The sequence below is a fragment of the Mesorhizobium sp. WSM4989 genome (assembly GCF_029625795.1).
Taxonomy (GTDB): Bacteria; Pseudomonadota; Alphaproteobacteria; order Rhizobiales; family Rhizobiaceae; genus Mesorhizobium.
Genome location: NZ_JARTVN010000002.1, coordinates 2,415,370 through 2,431,254 on the forward strand (window position 1 = coordinate 2,415,370; position 15,885 = coordinate 2,431,254).

Here is a 15,885-nt window from a genome sequence, read left to right on the forward strand (position 1 = left end):
CCGGCACCGAGCTCCAGCCCGACAGCGCCGCGTTTACGATATCCGAAGCTTCATGCTGCTAGAGACGCGCCTGTCCGGTACTATGGCGCTGGGTGCCTTTGCGGGGTCTTTCATGAACATTTCGACGCGCATGCCGTGGGTGGACACGGCAAAAGGTCTTTCGATCATCCTGGTGGTGATGATGTATTCCGCCTACAACACCGGTGAATATACCGGCGGCGTCGGCTTCCTGCATTATGTCATCGGCTTCGCGACCCCGTTCCGGATGCCGGAATTCTTCCTGATCTCGGGGCTCTTCCTGTCGCAGGTGATCGACCGGCCTTGGCGGCGCTATATCGACCGGCGCGTCGTCCACTACCTCTATTTCTATGTCCTGTGGGCGGTCATCTCGATCGGGCTGAAGATCGGCATCTTCAGCCGCGATCCCGCCGGCATGCTGCATGACCTCGCCGTGGCTGTCGTCCAGCCCTATGGCGTGCTGTGGTTCATCTACATGCTGGCCGTGTTCGGCCTCGTGGCGCGCATCCTGCGCGAGCTAGGCGTGCCGCACTGGATCGTCATCTCGGCTGCCGCCGCGCTGCAGATGTGGGCACCGCATTCGGACAGCTATGCGCTCACCCAATTCGCCGCCTATTTCGTGTTCTTCTATCTCGGCTTCGTCATGGCGCCGCTGGTGTTCCGGCTGGTCGCGTGGACGCAAGCTCGTCCGGCGATCGCCGCTGCCGGGCTGATCGTGTGGGCCATCGTCAACGGCCTGCTCGTCTACTCGCCGGGCTACGCCGTCGAGCCGGTCGGCATGCAGATGGGCCTGGCGGCATGGCCGCCGCTGCATCTTACGCTGGCCGTCGCCGGCGCGGTGGCGCTCTGCGTCGCCGGCAGTTTCCTGTCGAAATTCGCCGCGATGGAATGGCTGCGCTGGCTCGGCGAGCATTCGCTGGTCGTCTATGTCGCCTTCACCATCCCGATGTCGATCTTCCGCGGGATCATGCTGGCAAGCGGCCTTCTGACCGATACCGGCATGCTCAGCCTCGCGGTGCTGCTCGTCTCGGTCATTAGCCCGGTCATTCTCTACTTCATCGTCAAGCGCACCGGCTTCGGAACCTTCCTGTTCGAGCGACCGGCCTGGGCGCATGTCGACAGACCGACTGCCGGCCAGATCTCAAACAAGGGCGTTGCCCGGCCGGCGCGCGAGGCGGCTTGATGCAGAAGCGCGCCTAGCTTCCGATCATCATCGCCTGTAGCTGCTTCCGGTCCTCTTGGGACCATTGGCTCGGGTCTTCACCATGCGCTGACCGGGCATGAAGCTCAACGTGCTTCATCACCTCTTCCGCGTTTTCTGCCGTGAAGCTCCCGGGACAGGCTTCCATTCCCGGATAGTCCTTGCACCGATACGTATACGCCATCGCTGCCTCCCTTTTTAGGAACGCCTAATGGAGCGATGGGGCGAGACCTTTGTCAATGGACTGGTCTTAGACTGAAGACCACCGCCGTGCAAGGCCTGACTGGAGCCGGCTATTTGCCGACTGTCGTGTCCTTGTCATGGTTGTACCCAGGACGGCGCACGGCCTTGATCTTGCCGCTGCTGCCGCCTCCGCAGAAGAAGCAGCCGCCACCGTCAGATTCCAGTCCCGACACGCCGGAGGGCATCGCCAGCTCCTGCAGCACATCGCCCGTCTGGGGGTCGATGCGCAGGAGATCACCCTCCTCCCCTTCCCAGGTGGCATGCCAAAGCTCGCCGTCGACCCAGGTGACGCCGGTGACGACACGCTTCGACTCGATGGTGCGGATCACCTTGCCCGTTTCAGGATCGATCTGATGGATCTTGTGGGCCCTGTATTCGCCGACCCAGAGCGAGCCCTCGGCCCAGGCAAGCCCAGAGTCGCCGCCATTACCGGGGGCGGGAATGGTGGCAACGACCTTGCCTGTCTTCGGGTCGACCTTGTGGATGCGGTCCTCGCCGATCTGGTAGAGATGCTCGCCGTCGAAGGCGGTCCCGGCATGGGAGGCAACGTCGATCGACTGCACGATCGCGCCGCTCTCCGGGTCAAGCGCCTTCAGCTTGTCGCCGGTGGCGAACCAGACCTTTTTGCCGTCATAGGTGACGCCATTGATGCGCTCGGCATCCGGAAAGGGGCCGTATTCGCGCAGGATCTCGGCAGCGGCTCGTTTCATTTTCGATCTCCATTCGAACAATGGCCGCAGACTAGTCGCTCGGCAGCGGACCCGGGAGTAACAAGACAGTCGGGAATCCGGTCACCGGCGGCGTCATCCAGCGGCGCGCCCTGCCGCGGCCGACCGCCTGCACCTTGTTGTCGGCCGAAAGCGCTTCCAGCGCCCGCTGCACGGTGCGCGGGCTGGCACCGAGCGCGATCGCCAGCGCCGAGCTCGACCAGGACTCCCCGTCGGCGAGGAAGGCGAGCACCGCGCCATGCTCCTCCTCGACAGGCGGCGCCAGCACCACGACCTCGGCTGCGGTCAGCGGCATTAACGCAAAACCGGCCGCCGTCGCGTTGATTTCCGCCAGCGCGTTCATTTCAGCGCGCAGCCGGCCCATCTCGACCCTGAGCCGCGCACGATGCGATTCATCGGCGTGCCTGGCGCGAAAGGCGCGCTTCAGCAGCGCCTCCCGCGACGCATCCGCGGGCCAGGCCTCGGCCAGCGTGCGCGCCAGCGCAAACAGCACCGGCCGCGTCGCCAGCGAGACCACCATGTCGGCTTTGCGCACGACATTGCGGCAGGCATCGACGACGAGGGCGCCTGAGGTGAGCAGCGCCTCGACTTCGTCGAGCTGCAGCGGCATCTCCGTGCCCTTCGACACGAGCCGCGCGACGGGCGTGTTCAGCACCAGCGACGCGCTTTCGACCTCCGCCTTCAGCGCCGGGATATTGGCTTCGTAGGCTGCGAGCGCGGCCCGGCCAAGCGCGGCGCGCGCGGCCTTCGTCCGCAGGCGCCTGACCGCGATACCCGCGGCCGCGAGCTCGTGCGCGACGCGCGCGACCGGCGGCAACGGCCCCGGATCGAAGCCGGCAAGCAGCCGCTCGGCTTCGTCGAGCCGGCCGATCAGGATAAGGCGACGCGCTTCGAGGCTGCCGGCATAGGCGGCGTTGACCCGATCTCCATGCGCTTGAAGCGTCGTGCGGGCGGCTCGCAACGCTTTGTCCGGCCAGCCGAGATCGCGCGAGACCAGCGCGATCTCGGCCTCGGCGACGACGCAGCGGGCGCGCGCAACCGCCTCTTTCGGGCTGAAGGCGCGGGCGGCGCTCTTCAGCAGCGCCTTGGCCTTGGCGAAATCGCCGAGCTGCGCCATCGCGATGCCGCGCAGCGCCAGCGCGGGGGCGTCGTCGCGCAGCGCGACGCGCTTCAGGGCGGCCAGCGGATCACCGGTCGCGAGCGCGCGGCCGGCGGCATTGATCATCGAGTCCATGCAATGCCCGCCCCGATGCCCCCTTCCGGGTCTGCCGGATCAAATCGCGCCACACTTGTAACTCTCACCATCGCGCCATCCGGCTCTAAGTTTCCCTTGTCACCCCAACCAAACGCAAGAACGGGACAAGAGCAATGACCCAACACATGAAGACACCACCGGTCGTTTCGCCGGAAGCCTGGGAAGGCGCGTATGAAGAAATGCTGGTGAAGGAAAAGGCGCTCACCCGCGCCCGCGACGCGCTGGCTGCGGAACGCCGCCGCATGCCGTGGATGCCTGTCGAGAAGGACTATGTGTTCGAAGGCCCAAACGGCAAGGCAAGCCTGCTCGACCTCTTCGAAGGCCGCCGGCAACTGGTCATCTACCGCGCCTTCTTCGAGCCCGGCGTCTATGGCTGGCCGGAGCACGCCTGCCGGGGCTGCTCGCTCGGCGCCGACATGGTCGGCAACCTCGCCCATCTCAACGCCCGCGACACTACGCTTGCCTATGCATCCCGGGCGCCGCAGGCTGACATTCAGCGTCTGAAGCAGCGGATGGACTGGAAGATGCCCTGGTACACCATCACCGACAGCTGGGACAAGGATTTCGGCGTCGACGAATGGCACGGCCACAACGTCTTCATCCATGACGGCAACCGCATCTTCCGCACCTATTTCGTCAACAATCGCGGCGACGAGGCGTTCGGCACGGTGTGGAGCTATCTCGACGTCACCCCGCTCGGTCGCCAGGAGGTGTGGGAGGATTCGCCCGAGGGCTATCCGCAGACCCAGACCTACAAGTGGTGGAACTGGCACGACAACTATGAGGAAGGCGCCGCGCCCGACCAGCGATGGGTCGAGGTCTCGGATGCCGGCGAAGCGGCGTTTCGCAACAAGAACGCCTGAGCGCGAAGCGACTCTGGCGGCGTCGCCCGCGCCGCCAGAGCCGAACTTTCCTGAAAGCAGTTGGAAGGGTGGAGATCATGAGCATCGACAATCCCGCCCCTCGCCCGGCAGGCCTGAGCGGATTCGGCCTGGCCGACTGGTTATGTCTCGCGGCGGCGCCGACCTTTGTCGTCATGGCGTTGCTCACGGCCGCCGATAGCGGACCGGACGCGATGTGCATGTCCGGACCCGGAGCCTCCGTGCTCAGCGGCATGGCGCCGATGTATTTCCTGATGGCTGCCTTCCACCTCGCGCCCTGGCTGCGGCTGCTCGCCAGAGGGGTGGCGGAATCGGCGCTTCAACCTGCCGACGAGCTGCCGGACCTAAGCGCGGAGCGGATGGCTGAGAGCAGGGATGCCGGCGTGTAGGGTTTTACCAGCCAGCCCAGCGGCTCCGCTGGCGCTGCCCGGGCGCGGACGTCGGAATCGGAATGCGCCGTCGCAAAAACCGACCGCAAACCGTAAATTCGAAACAACTCCAGGGCAGTTTGAATTCCATCCATGGCGCCGGACAGCCGGATATCCATCACAACCAGATCAGGCCGGTCCGCAGCTGCGCTATCGAGCGCTTCCTCGCCCGAGCCGACGACTACGACCTCGAAACCGGCCGCGGTCAGAGTGCTCTCCATCTCGAGGGAGATGAGAAAATCGTCCTCGACGACCAAGATCCGCGTGGGCAATGCGGCGGCCACAGGTTCGGCCGACGCGGCTTTCGTTGGGATTGGCCGACGGCGTCCGTGTGGGGCAGCAAGCTCGGTCATCGAGAGCCATCCAGGAACTGAAGAAGAGCCGGCAAGAGCTTCATGAGAACCGAATGCTGCAGCGCGTCTTCGGTTCCTTGGTAACGACAAGCTTGCCGTGCAGCTGCCGCGCCAAGCCCTGAACCAGCTTCAATCCGGACGAACGGTCGCGGACCGAAGCCAGGTCAAAGCCGGGACCGCTGTCTTCGACGAATACCTGGAAGCCGTCGACATCGCGCCGAAGCCCGACCCGGATTGTGCCGGCTCCGTCGGGAGTTCCATATTTTATGGCGTTGGTCAGAAGCTCGTTCAGGATCAGCGCCAGCGGCATTGCAACGTCATTCGAAAGCTTTGCATCATCAGCCTCGAACTCAACCGCGACTTCCTTCGGGAAGGTCTGCTTTATTGTCCCGCAAACCGCAAGCAAGAAACCCTTCGCGTTGAACTGCGTCGAATCGACCGTCTCGTACAGGACCTGCTGAGCAGCGGCCATGGCCGCGACGCGGTTGCCGGCTTCACGCAAGATTTCTCGCGCTTGCGGGTTCGCTGCCCGTTGACCCGCCAAGCTCAGCAGTGACTGCAGCATCTGCATGTTGTTCTTCACACGATGATTGAGCTCATTGAAGAGCAGCCGCTGCTGTGTTTCGGCCTGTTTGCGTTCGCTGATATCGACCAGCATGTTGATGCCGCCGACGATCTTGCCATCTTCATCGCGCAGCGGCGTCGGATACGGGATGAAGGGAATGCGCACGCCGTCCGGGCGCTCGGCGACGGCTTCAGCGTTGCGTATCGGACGCCCCTCCTTCAGGGCGACCGCCATCGGGCACTGGTCGTGAGGAAGCGGGCTTCCGTCCGGCCAGAACAGTTTCCACGTCACGCACCACTTATCCTTGCCGATCTGCGGAACGCGCCCGGAAAGCTCGACGGCCGCCTCGTTGAAAAAGGTTATCGTGCCGTCGGCATCCGTCGTGTAGATCGCCGCCGGAATTGCCGCCAGCAGGTCGCGCAGCTGACGCTCGCTCGCCCGCAGCTTGGCTTCAGCCATCTTTTGGTCGGTGATGTCGCGCGCAATCTTCGAGGCGCCGATGATGAGGCCCTGGCTGTTGCGGATCGGCGAAATCGTCAGGGAAATATCGACGAGATTGCCGTCCTTGCGGCGACGCACCGTTTCGAAGTGATCGACGTTTTCGCCGCTGCTGATGCGCCTGATGATCTCCGGCTCCTCGCCCAGCCGGTCATCGGGGATGATCATCGTGATGTGCCTGCCGATCGCCTCGTCGGCCGTGAAGCCGAACAGCCGCTCCGCGCTGGCATTCCATGAGGCGATAATGCCGTTGAGGTCCTTGCTGATGATCGCGTCGTGAGAGGATTCGACAACGGCCACGAGCTGATTTGCCGCGCGTTCCGTCGTCTGGCGGGCGGTCTCGAGCCGTACGCGGTCGACCGCGAAGCCGAGTTGTCCGGCCACTGTCAGCGCAAAACGAAGCTCGGACTCCACGAAATCGTGCGGATGATCGTAATAGGACATGAACTTGCCGAGCAGCTGACCGCGCACCGAGATCGGAATGAAAGCCAGCGCTGCAATGCCTTCGTCCCGCACAGCCGCCTTGAGGTCGTCCGGCAATCCGCTTTGCTCGACGTCGGCAATAGCGATCGGTTCGGGATCGCGTGTGTCGCGCGACCAGGGGGAATGGCCTTCGACGGCCGTTCTGTAAGCTTGCGACAGGCCTCGCGAGGCGGCAAATCTGAGGAAGCCGGTGTTGTCGAAGAAGAGTATGGAGGCCCGGTCCGCACCCAATGCGCGAATGATGGTGCTGAGGGCTATCTCGTGAACCTCGCCGAGATTCGCCGCGCGCTGAAGGCTGTCCGTGAATTCGTAAAGCGCCGCCTGCTGCTCCAGATGCCGGACGAGCGCGGCCTCGGCCTTCTTGCGGGCGGTGATATCCTGCTGGACGCGCACCGCATACAAGAAGCGGCCTTCGGAGTCCCTTACGCTCGAGGACGTGACCGCGACCCAGACTCTTGCCCCGTCCTTGCGGATGAAGCGCTTTTCGTGCCGGTAGCTGTCGATCTCGCCTCGCACCTGACGCTCGAACTGACGCAGGTCCGCATCGACATTCTCCGCCAGAGTGGCATCGAACACCGACCTGCCGACAAGTTCATCGGCGGAATAGCCGAGCAGGTCGGCCAGGTAGCCGTTGACGCGCCCGAGTTCGCCCTTCGCGTTGACTTCAGCGATGCCAATCGCCGCATGCTGGTAAGTTGCAGCGAGCCGCTGCTCCTGTTGCCCAATGATCTCATCGGTCAGACGCCGGTCCGTGACGTCATGGAAACAGTTGATGGCTCCGACGACCCGACCGTCCTCGTCTTCGATCGGTTCGATGTGGACCATCACCCATATCGCCGTGCCGTCCGGCCGCTCGAGCTTTCCTTCAACCCCCCTGACGGGAATGCCGGTTCGCAGCACCGCGGCCATCGGGGTTTGGGCGCGCGCGATCTGCCGTCCATCGAGATAGAGCCTGTGGGATCCGCAATAGAGTTCGCTGTCCGAGCCAAGCAAGGGCGTTCGCCCCCACAAATCGGCAGCGCGCTTGTTGAACCAAAGCAATCGGCCTTGCGCGTCGCAAGCGTAGATCGCAATGGGCAGCGTCTCGATGAAGTCGGGCGGGATTTGCAGGGCGACGGCGTCCTGCGGGGTACGGATAAACCCCTCGGTTCCTTGAAGGCTTTCGATGCGCATCTCCCATTCCCGCTCGGCAACGAAGAGCCAAACGCATCGGATCGCCGAAGGTTCCCGCGTGAGCTCCGACACTTCGGCACTGAGGCAGCGCCGACACAATGCCGACGACGATTTCGTCTTGCCTGGTGGACCGATTTTCGCACAGAGGCGCAAAGCGTTCGAACGACCGGTCACACTGGCGGGATCCCTCATGCAACCGGGCCGGAAAGAGCTGCATGCGAATCCGTGCCGCCTTGACCTGGCGCATTGCCTTCCGCGCCGGCTCGCACAATAGTCGGGCCGATGTTCGAGGCGATAGCGAGTCACTGGTCGACGCTTATCCTTTTCCTGTCGTTGGCGATGGCGGCGGTCGGCATCGTCCATGCCATCATGACGAAGGAAGACGTGCGCGCCGCCACGGGGTGGGTCGGCGTGATGCTTCTGTCGCCCTTCCTCGGCGCGATCATCTACGCCATCGCCGGCATCAACCGCATCCGCCGCGCGACGATCAGCGCCATGCGACCCAGCGCCGGTTCGGCGGATGAGGCCGGGCACAATCGCGACGTCGCCGTCGAAGCCTTGATCGAGGCCCAATTCGGCCAGCGCTTCGTCGGATTGAAGACACTGGGCGACAGGGTGGCGCGGCGTCCGCTGACTTCGGGAAACACGATCGCCGTGCTCGAGACCGGCGACGAGGCCTATACGGCGATGTGCCGGGCGATCGACGGCGCGCAAAAGAGCGTGCTTCTCGAAACTTACATCTTCGACAACGACGCCGTCGGACAGATGTTCGCGCAGTCGCTCTCCGCCGCGGTCAAACGCGGCCTTGCCGTGCGCGTGCTGATCGACGCCGTCGGCGTGCGCTATTCGGTACCCAGCATCCTGAAGCAGCTCAGGGTGTCCAACGTCGCCGTCGATCTCTTCAACGGCAACATCGTCATGGGCTTGAGACTTCCTTATGCGAATCTCAGAACCCACAGGAAGGTCCTGGTCATCGACGCGACAGTGGCGTTTACCGGAGGCATGAACATCCGCAAGGGGTTCTCGGCCGAATTCGCCGGTTCCGACAGCTCCAGGGACACGCATTTCGAGGTCACCGGGCCGGTGGTGGCCGACCTGTTCTCAGTCGCCGCCGAGGACTGGCGCTTCGCCAGCAACGAGGCGCTGAAGGGCGACGCCTGGCAGGTCGAGCGAACCGCCCCGCCGCCCGGCCAGCCGATGCTGGTCAGAGCCGTGGCGACAGGACCGGATGCCGCGAACGAAACCAACCACAAGCTGCTGATGGGTGCGTTTTCGGTCGCCCGCAAATCGATCCGCATCATGTCGCCCTATTTCCTGCCGGACCGTGAGCTGATCAGCGCGCTGACCACGGCCGGCGCGCGCGGTGTCGAGATCGACATCGTGGTGCCGGCGGTGAACAACCTTTTCCTCGTCGACCGCGCCATGACGGCACAATTCGACCAGGTGCTGAAGCATTATTGCCGGGTGTGGCGCCACGAGGGCCCCTTCGATCACTCGAAACTTATGGCAATCGACGGCGCGTGGGCTTATGTCGGCTCGTCCAATCTCGACGCCCGGTCGCTCAGGCTGAATTTCGAGATCGACATGGAGGTCCTGGATGCCAACTTCGCCCGGGCGATCGAGGCGCGTATCGACGCGGCGATCGCGTCGGCGAAACCGGTGACACTCGAGATGCTGAGGGCCAGAGCCTTCGTCATTCGTGTCCTCGACCGATTGCTGTGGCTGGGATCGCCCTATCTGTAGGCAAGGAAGACGAGCAGCAGGAACCATGGAGAGAAACGGACGCACCCTCCCCGAAACCGTGCTCCTGTCGATCCGCGGCAGAAAGATGCGGAAAGCGAAAGCCACGGCGCCGAAACGGGTCGGCGGCGCCGAGATGGTGGTCGCCTCCTACAACGTCCACAAATGCATCGGCACCGACCGCAAGTTCGACCCCGAGCGGACCGCGCGCGTCATCCGCGAGATCAGCCCCGATGTGATCGCGCTGCAGGAGGCCGACAACCGCTTCGGCGACCGCGCCGGACTGCTCGACCTCAACCGCCTCGAAATCGAAACGGGGCTGGTGCCGGTGCCGGTCACCGGAAACGGCAAGGCACATGGCTGGCGCGGCAACGTGCTTCTGTTCAAGCGCGGCACGGTGCGCGACGTGCACCAGATCAAGCTGCCCGGCCTGGAGCCGCGCGGGGCGCTGGTCGCCGAGATCGACCTCGACGAGAACCGGACGCTGCGCGTGATCGCTGCGCATCTCGGCCTGTTGCGGCGCTCGCGCTCGGAACAGGCCCGCGTCGTGCTCGATATCATGAGCAGCGCCGACGAAAGGCCGACGCTCCTGCTCGGCGACCTCAACGAATGGCGGCTGGGCAACCGCTCCGCGCTCAACACGCTGCACACCACCTTCGGCCCCCCGCTGCCCGCTGTGCCCACCTTTCCGTCGGGCCTGCCGGTGCTGGCGCTCGACCGGATCATGGGCAACCGCGACGGCATGGTGTCTGCGGTGGAAGCGCATGACACGCCGCTGTCGCGCGTGGCGTCCGACCACCTGCCGCTCACGGCTTACGTGCATCTATAGGGAGGGTAGCTCACCCTTCCCTGAGCCAGACCAGCATCTCGCCGTGATCGCGGTTGTCCCAGGCGAAATAAGGAATCGCCTTGAGCGTCGTCTCTTCGGTTTTCGGAGGCTCGGGGCGGTACAGATCGCCGCCCCAGTTCTTCGCCTCGGCCCGGCTGCCGATAGCCGAAAGCGTGACGATACCGCCGAGCAGGTTCGGCTCTTTGTGCGCCTCCAGCCTGGCCGTGCGCGGCAGCGCAATGCGGTGCAGACCACCGCCATTGTCGGTCTCCTCGACGCAGTAGATCAGCGGGCCGCGCGACAGCGCGACGCGGCCGATGTCCTGCCGCACCTCCGGATTGGCGAAGAGGCGCGCCATCGGCATTTCGAGGTCGAGCTCGACGCGGTCGCCCTTTTGCCATTCACGGCGGATCGCGGCATAGCCGTCGACCGTGGAGGCATCGAGATCGAGCGTGTTGCCGTTCAGCTTCAGCGCCGCGTTGCGGCACCAGGCGGGTATGCGCAGGTAAAGCGTGAATTCCAGCGGTGTCTGTGCCCCGATCTCGATCGAGACCGCGCCGTCCCAGGGATAGTTGCTGGTCTGGACCAGGCTGACGGGCCGGCCGGCGATCTCGAAGCGTGCAGTGGAGTCGCCATAGAGATGCACGGCCAGCGCATCGTCGGCGAGGCCGTAGAAATAGCTGCCGATCGAAGCCACCATGCGGCCGATATTGGGCGGGCAGCAGGGGCAGCGGTGCCATTTCCAGCGGTGGTGGCCGCCGCGGCTTTCCAGCGGGTTCTCGTAGAAGAACAGCGAGCCGTCGAGCGACAGGCCCGAGATCGAGCCGTTGTAGAGCGCCCGCTCCATCATGTCGGCATAGCGGCGGTTCGGCCCCATGCCGAGCATCCGGCTCGCCCAGAACACCAGGCCGACCGAGGCGCAGGTCTCGGCATAGGCGGTTTCGTTGGGCAGGTCGTAGTCGCTGGTGAAACCCTCATTGTGAGCCGACGGCCCGAGGCCGCCGGTGACATAGAGGCTCTTGGTGGTCAGATCGTCCCACAGCCTGTCGAGCGCCGCGCGCAAGCTGTCGTCGCCATATTCGGTGGCAATGTCGGCCATGCCGGAGAAGAGGTACATCGCCCGCACAGCGTGGCCGACGACCTTGTCCTGCTCGCGCACCGGCTTGTGCGACTGATTGTATTCGTAGGTCTTGAAATGATAGGCCTTCGGGTCGGCGCCGCGGGCGCGCGCCTCCTCGTCGAAATAATGCGGCTGCTGGCCGCGCTGGTCGATGAAGTACTTCGCCAGATCCATGTACTTCTTCTCGCCCGTCGCCCGCGCGAGCTTCACCAGCGCCAGCTCGATCTCCTCATGGCCGCAATAGCCCTTTTTCTTGCCGGGCTCCGGGCCGAACATCGAGGCGATGTGGTCGGCGTAGCGGCTCATGATGTCGAGCAGCTTGCGCTTGCCCGTCGCCTGAAAGTAGGCGACGGCGCCCTCGATCAGATGGCCGGCGCAGTAGAGCTCGTGGCAGTCGCGCAGGTTGGTCCAGCGGAGACCCGGCTGGATGCGCTGGTACCAGCTCGAGAGATAACCGTCCTCCTGCTGCAGCTTGCCGTACATGTCGATGACGGCATCGATCTTTTTCTCCAGCTCCGGATTGCGGCGCCGGTAAAGCGAATAGGCGGCGGTCTCGATGGTCTTGCCCCAATCGGAATCCCAGAACATCTGGGTCGTCACCGTCGAGCCGGTGAACTCGGCGCCCTGCGCGTCGGCCTCGTCGGGTGACGGCGAATGGAACGGAATGACGACGCCGGGCGACGGCCGGTCGGGATCGATCTGCTCAAGCATGCGCGCCTCGACGCAGCGGTCGTAGAGGATGCCGGCGGTCTTGGCGGCGACCGCGTCGACCCGGTCACCCCAGAAGCCGCGGACATCGACCTGCGGCACGGGCAGCGGCCGGAAGGCAAGCTTCGGCTTCGCGGCCGCGGCTGCCTGGGCTGCGGTGGCGGATTGTGCTGCGGTCATAACGTCACTCCATTCGAATGCGCGAAATCATTTGACGGCCCCGGCCATCAGGCCGCGGATGTAGAAGCGCTGCAGCGCCAGGAACAGGATCAGGCAGGGCACCATCATCACCGTGACGCCCGCCTGCACCGCGCCCCAATCGATGGCGCCGAAGCGGCCGGACTGAAGCGCGGTCATCATCACCGGCAGGGTGAATTTCGACTGGTCGGTCATCAGCACGAGCGCGGCCAGGAACTCGTTCCAGGCGCCGAGGAAGGCGAAAAGCGCGATGGTGACGACGCCCGGCCAGACCAAAGGCAGCATCACCTTGACCAGCATGGTGACATTGTTGGCGCCATCCATGCGCGCCGCCTCCTCGATCTCGCGCGGCACGGCGTCGAAGGCGTTGCGCATCATGAAGATCGAGAACGGCAGCTGCAGCGTGACATAGACGCAGACCAGGCCGGTCAGCGTGTTGTGCAGACCGAGTTTCGTCAGCACCAGGAAGATCGGCGTCAGGATCGACTGGAACGGGATCATGATCGTCGACAGGATGAGGATGAAGAAGAAGTCCCGGAACGGGAAGCGGAAACGCGAGAAACCGTAGCCGGCAAGCACGCTGACCAGTACGGAGAGCAATACCGTCATCACCGAGACATAGATGCTGTTCTGCGCCGAGGCCCAAAGCCCGTCGCCGAAGGTGTTCAGCGTCTGATAGTTCTCGACCGAGAAGCCGGTGGTCGGCCAGGGCGGCAGCGGCGGCTGGCGCGCTTCCTGCGCCGGCTTGAAGGTGGAGAGCACCGTCCACACGATCGGCGCCAAAAACAGCACCGAGGCGATGATGCCGGTGGAATGCCTGGCGAGGCTGAAGGCCGCCTTGCGGTGCTGCGACATCGCCTCGGCCATCAGTCGAGCCCCTCGGGCTTGCGCAGCAGCCAGAGCTGGATGAGGCTGAGCGCCACCAGGATGACCAGCAGCACCATGGAAAGTGCCGCGCCGTAGCCGAGCTTGAACGAGACGAAGGACTGGTTGAAGATCCAGTAGACCGCCGTCAGCGTCTGGTTGCGCGGGCCGCCGCGCAGGATGATGTAGAACTGGTCGAAGGCGAGGATCGAGCCCGCGACCGACAGGATCAGCGCCAGCGCCAAGGTGCGGCGCATCAGCGGCAGGGTGATCGCCCTGAAGCGGGCGAACGGCCCTGCCCCATCGATGACGGCGGCCTCCTGCAGGTCCTGCGGGATCGACTGCAGGCCGGTCATCAGGATGATCATGGTGAAGCCGGCCACTTTCCAGACCACCATGGCGATGATCGACCAGAAGGCCGGCTGGAAGGTGGCGAGAAGATTGACCTTCCTCTCGGTCAGGCCGAGGTCGTAAGCGGCCGGGCTGAACAGGCCGGAATCGACGTTCAGCAGCCACGACCACAGCAGGCTTGCGGAAGCAAAGCCCACCACCGCCGGCATGAAGAAGGCTGTGCGGTAGAGATTGGTGAGCGGGCGCGGCCGCTCGATGAAGATCGCCAGCGGGAAGGCGACGGCGAAGATCGCGATGGTGACGATCAGCGTGTAGTAGAAGGTGAATTTGAGCGCGTTCCAGAACCGCGTGTCGCGCAGGATGGCGACATAGTTATCGAGGCCGATGAAAGCGTGCTCGCCCATCAGCGGCCAGTTGTGCAGCGACATCCACGCCGTCATGCCGAGCGGGATGACGAAGAACACGGTGACGAAGGCGACGGCCGGCAGGACATAGAGCAGGCCCACCCATTGCCGGCGGCTGACGCCGATGCGTCTGGCTCGGGCGGGCGCGGAGGTTGCAGTGAGGGTGGTCATGGCTGAGCTCCCCCTTCTCCCCTTGTGGGAGAAGGTGTCGCCGAAGGCGACGGATGCGGGGTGTTCCAGCGGAGTGAGATGCTGGTGTTTCCTGGAACACCCCTCATCCGTCTCGGCGCTGCGCGCCGATCCACCTTCTCCCACAGGGCGAGAAGCGGGAGCGAACCTCGCGGCGCCTCAAATTGGCGATGCTGGTGAGTGAGCTTTCTCAACGCGATAATCCTGCCATTTAGCGCGGCGTCCCCCTCCCCCTTGAGGGGAGGGTCCGGCCGAAGGCCGGGGGTGGGGGTCCGCTGTGAAGTGCGCCTACGGGGAGATAGCGTCGGCGTACTTCGCGGGCGACCCCACCCGGACCTGCGGTCCGACCTCCCCTCGAGGGGAGGTTTAGGGCCGCGCTTTACTTCTGCGGCGCCTGGTCGATGATCGACTGCATGGTCTCCTGGGCATTGGCGATGGCGCCGTCGACATCGTCGCCGAAGAAGACCTCGTTGACCATCTGCGTCCACGGCCCGTTGGCGGAGTTGATCAGGTCGTTGAACACCACAGAATAGGGCGTACGGCCCTTGGCCATCGCCTCGGCCGCCACCTGGTAGCGCGGATCGAGGTCCTTGAGCGCCTCCTTGGCGATGTCGCCGCGCACCGGAAGGCTACCATATTTGGCGAGGATGGTCTGGCCCTCGAGCGAGTAGGCGAAGTCCAAAAACTCCTTCACCACGGCGATCTTCTTGGTGCCCTTGGTGACGACGAAATTGTCGCCGCCGGCGAAGGACGACCAGCCGCCATCCTTGCCCGGCAGGAAGGTGATGCCGTAGTCGATATCAGGGTATTGCGTGTTGAGCGCGCCGATGGCGAAGGCGCCGGACGGCGAGAGGCCGATCTTGCCGCCGGCAAAGGCGGCGAAGAAGTTGGCGCCGGTGTCGGTCTGCGCACCCTCGGGCACCAGCCCTTTCTTGACCATCGAGCGGTAGAGGTCGATCGCGCCGCGCAGCTGCGGGCTATCGAGCGTCGCCTTGGAGCCGTCCTCGGAGAGGATGTCGCCGCCCGAGGCCCAGACCAGCGGCGTGAAGGTGAAGATGTTGCAGCCGCCGCAATTGCCGGAGAAGTAGAAGCCCTTGATGTCGCCGCCGAGCGCGTTGACCTTCTCGGCGTCGGCCTCGATCTCGGCCCAGGTCTTCGGCCCCTTTTCGGGGTCGAGCCCGGCCTGCTTGAACAGCTTCTTGTTCCAGATCAGCACCGAAGAATCGGCCGAGAACGGCAGGCCGTAGATGCGGCCCTTATAGGTGCCGGTCTTCACATGCGCCGGCGAGAGGCTCGAAAAATAGGGCAAGGATTTCGCCCAGTCGGTGATGTCCTCGAGCTGGCCGGCGGCGGCGAAGGATGGCGTGTAGATCAGGTCGAGCGACAGCGCATCGGGCGCGGTGCCACCGGCTGCGGCCGCGCCATATTTCGGGATGATCTCGGCGTTCGGGATGATGTCGAGCTTGATCTGGTCCTTATGCGCCTTGTTGAAGGCGTCGACGATGCGCGGCATGAAATTCGAGCCGTCGGCGCGCACCCAGATGTTGGCGGTCTCGGCGGACGCCGCCTGCAGGCCGCCGCCGATCACGGCCGCGGCCAGGGCCAGCTTGGCAAACATGGTTTTCACGGTATTCCTCCTCATGGTTCTCCTCCCAG

The 15,885-nt window shown here is 64.5% G+C and carries 14 protein-coding genes; 5 read left to right on the forward strand and 9 right to left on the reverse strand.

Annotation, left to right across the window (positions count from 1 at the left end; genetic code table 11):
* The first annotated feature begins 112 nt into the window (after window positions 1-112).
* Window positions 113-1,201, forward strand: coding sequence for an acyltransferase family protein (locus tag P9217_RS24580; RefSeq protein ID WP_278054891.1), 1,089 nt, complete (start codon window positions 113-115; stop codon window positions 1,199-1,201).
* A 13-nt stretch (window positions 1,202-1,214) separates the two neighbouring features.
* On the opposite strand, the gene P9217_RS24585 is transcribed toward P9217_RS24580, so the two are convergent.
* The 3 genes from P9217_RS24585 to P9217_RS24595 form a co-directional block, all read right to left on the reverse strand.
* Window positions 1,215-1,403: a DUF1059 domain-containing protein gene (locus tag P9217_RS24585; protein WP_278088120.1), complete on the reverse strand. Its 189-nt coding sequence runs from the start codon at window positions 1,401-1,403 to the stop codon at window positions 1,215-1,217.
* Between the two features lie 109 nt (window positions 1,404-1,512).
* Complete coding sequence (locus P9217_RS24590; protein WP_278088121.1) at window positions 1,513-2,172, reverse strand: PQQ-binding-like beta-propeller repeat protein; 660 nt, start codon at window positions 2,170-2,172, stop codon at window positions 1,513-1,515.
* Window positions 2,173-2,203: 31 nt separating this feature from the next.
* Entirely contained in the window at window positions 2,204-3,424 is a 1,221-nt protein-coding gene (locus P9217_RS24595; protein WP_278088122.1) for a helix-turn-helix domain-containing protein, read from the reverse strand.
* Between the two features lie 134 nt (window positions 3,425-3,558).
* Here P9217_RS24595 and P9217_RS24600 point away from each other — a divergent pair, with 134 nt between their 5' ends.
* Window positions 3,559-4,308, forward strand: coding sequence for a DUF899 family protein (locus P9217_RS24600; protein ID WP_067329733.1), 750 nt, complete (start codon window positions 3,559-3,561; stop codon window positions 4,306-4,308).
* Window positions 4,309-4,385: 77 nt separating this feature from the next.
* Window positions 4,386-4,715, forward strand: a complete 330-nt coding sequence (locus P9217_RS24605; protein WP_278088123.1) for a hypothetical protein — start codon at window positions 4,386-4,388, stop codon at window positions 4,713-4,715.
* Here the strand turns inward: P9217_RS24605 and P9217_RS24610 are convergent.
* Both P9217_RS24610 and P9217_RS24615 read right to left on the reverse strand, forming a co-directional pair.
* Complete coding sequence (locus P9217_RS24610) at window positions 4,646-5,107, reverse strand: response regulator (RefSeq protein WP_082954105.1); 462 nt, start codon at window positions 5,105-5,107, stop codon at window positions 4,646-4,648. The genes P9217_RS24605 and P9217_RS24610 overlap by 70 nt on opposite strands.
* Window positions 5,108-5,147: 40 nt before the next feature.
* Window positions 5,148-8,189, reverse strand: a complete 3,042-nt coding sequence (locus tag P9217_RS24615; RefSeq protein ID WP_245476926.1) for a PAS domain S-box protein — start codon at window positions 8,187-8,189, stop codon at window positions 5,148-5,150.
* Here P9217_RS24615 and P9217_RS24620 point away from each other — a divergent pair.
* Complete coding sequence (locus P9217_RS24620) at window positions 8,109-9,569, forward strand: phospholipase D-like domain-containing protein (RefSeq protein WP_278088124.1); 1,461 nt, start codon at window positions 8,109-8,111, stop codon at window positions 9,567-9,569. The two genes, P9217_RS24615 and P9217_RS24620, sit on opposite strands and share 81 nt — an antisense overlap.
* A 25-nt stretch (window positions 9,570-9,594) precedes the next feature.
* The gene (locus P9217_RS24625; RefSeq protein WP_278088125.1) at window positions 9,595-10,395 is read left to right on the forward strand and encodes an endonuclease/exonuclease/phosphatase family protein; all 801 of its coding nucleotides are present in this window, start codon (window positions 9,595-9,597) and stop codon (window positions 10,393-10,395) included.
* A 10-nt stretch (window positions 10,396-10,405) separates the two neighbouring features.
* On the opposite strand, the gene P9217_RS24630 is transcribed toward P9217_RS24625, so the two are convergent.
* The 4 genes from P9217_RS24630 to P9217_RS24645 form a co-directional block, all read right to left on the reverse strand.
* A complete protein-coding gene (locus P9217_RS24630; RefSeq protein WP_278088126.1) occupies window positions 10,406-12,403 on the reverse strand; it encodes a glycoside hydrolase family 127 protein in 1,998 nt (665 codons plus the stop codon).
* Window positions 12,404-12,430: 27 nt separating this feature from the next.
* Window positions 12,431-13,288 carry a carbohydrate ABC transporter permease gene (locus P9217_RS24635; protein ID WP_067000383.1) on the reverse strand — a complete coding sequence of 286 codons (858 nt, stop codon included), beginning with the start codon at window positions 13,286-13,288 and terminating at the stop codon, window positions 12,431-12,433.
* Window positions 13,288-14,211 (reverse strand): sugar ABC transporter permease, encoded by a 924-nt coding sequence (locus tag P9217_RS24640; RefSeq protein WP_095780001.1) that lies wholly within the window; start codon window positions 14,209-14,211, stop codon window positions 13,288-13,290. The genes P9217_RS24635 and P9217_RS24640 overlap by 1 nt, the downstream gene beginning before the upstream one ends.
* A gap of 397 nt (window positions 14,212-14,608) precedes the next feature.
* Window positions 14,609-15,856, reverse strand: coding sequence for a sugar ABC transporter substrate-binding protein (locus P9217_RS24645; RefSeq protein ID WP_095824811.1), 1,248 nt, complete (start codon window positions 15,854-15,856; stop codon window positions 14,609-14,611).
* Window positions 15,857-15,885 lie beyond the last annotated feature (29 nt).

Excerpts from the sequence above, each read along its gene's own strand:
- P9217_RS24635 (WP_067000383.1), bottom strand. The coding sequence starts at position 13,288 with ATGGCCGAGGCGATGTCGCAGCACCGCAAGGCGGCCTTCAGCCTCGCC.
- P9217_RS24630 (WP_278088126.1), bottom strand. The coding sequence starts at position 12,403 with ATGACCGCAGCACAATCCGCCACCGCAGCCCAGGCAGCCGCGGCCGCG.
- P9217_RS24590 (WP_278088121.1), bottom strand. The coding sequence starts at position 2,172 with ATGAAACGAGCCGCTGCCGAGATCCTGCGCGAATACGGCCCCTTTCCG.
- P9217_RS24640 (WP_095780001.1), bottom strand. The coding sequence starts at position 14,211 with ATGACCACCCTCACTGCAACCTCCGCGCCCGCCCGAGCCAGACGCATC.
- P9217_RS24620 (WP_278088124.1), top strand. The coding sequence starts at position 8,109 with ATGTTCGAGGCGATAGCGAGTCACTGGTCGACGCTTATCCTTTTCCTG.
- P9217_RS24585 (WP_278088120.1), bottom strand. The coding sequence starts at position 1,403 with ATGGCGTATACGTATCGGTGCAAGGACTATCCGGGAATGGAAGCCTGT.
- P9217_RS24615 (WP_245476926.1), bottom strand. The coding sequence starts at position 8,189 with ATGGACGATGCCGACCGCCGCCATCGCCAACGACAGGAAAAGGATAAG.
- P9217_RS24580 (WP_278054891.1), top strand. The coding sequence starts at position 113 with ATGAACATTTCGACGCGCATGCCGTGGGTGGACACGGCAAAAGGTCTT.
- P9217_RS24605 (WP_278088123.1), top strand. The coding sequence starts at position 4,386 with ATGAGCATCGACAATCCCGCCCCTCGCCCGGCAGGCCTGAGCGGATTC.
- P9217_RS24595 (WP_278088122.1), bottom strand. The coding sequence starts at position 3,424 with ATGGACTCGATGATCAATGCCGCCGGCCGCGCGCTCGCGACCGGTGAT.
- P9217_RS24610 (WP_082954105.1), bottom strand. The coding sequence starts at position 5,107 with ATGACCGAGCTTGCTGCCCCACACGGACGCCGTCGGCCAATCCCAACG.
- P9217_RS24625 (WP_278088125.1), top strand. The coding sequence starts at position 9,595 with ATGGAGAGAAACGGACGCACCCTCCCCGAAACCGTGCTCCTGTCGATC.
- P9217_RS24600 (WP_067329733.1), top strand. The coding sequence starts at position 3,559 with ATGACCCAACACATGAAGACACCACCGGTCGTTTCGCCGGAAGCCTGG.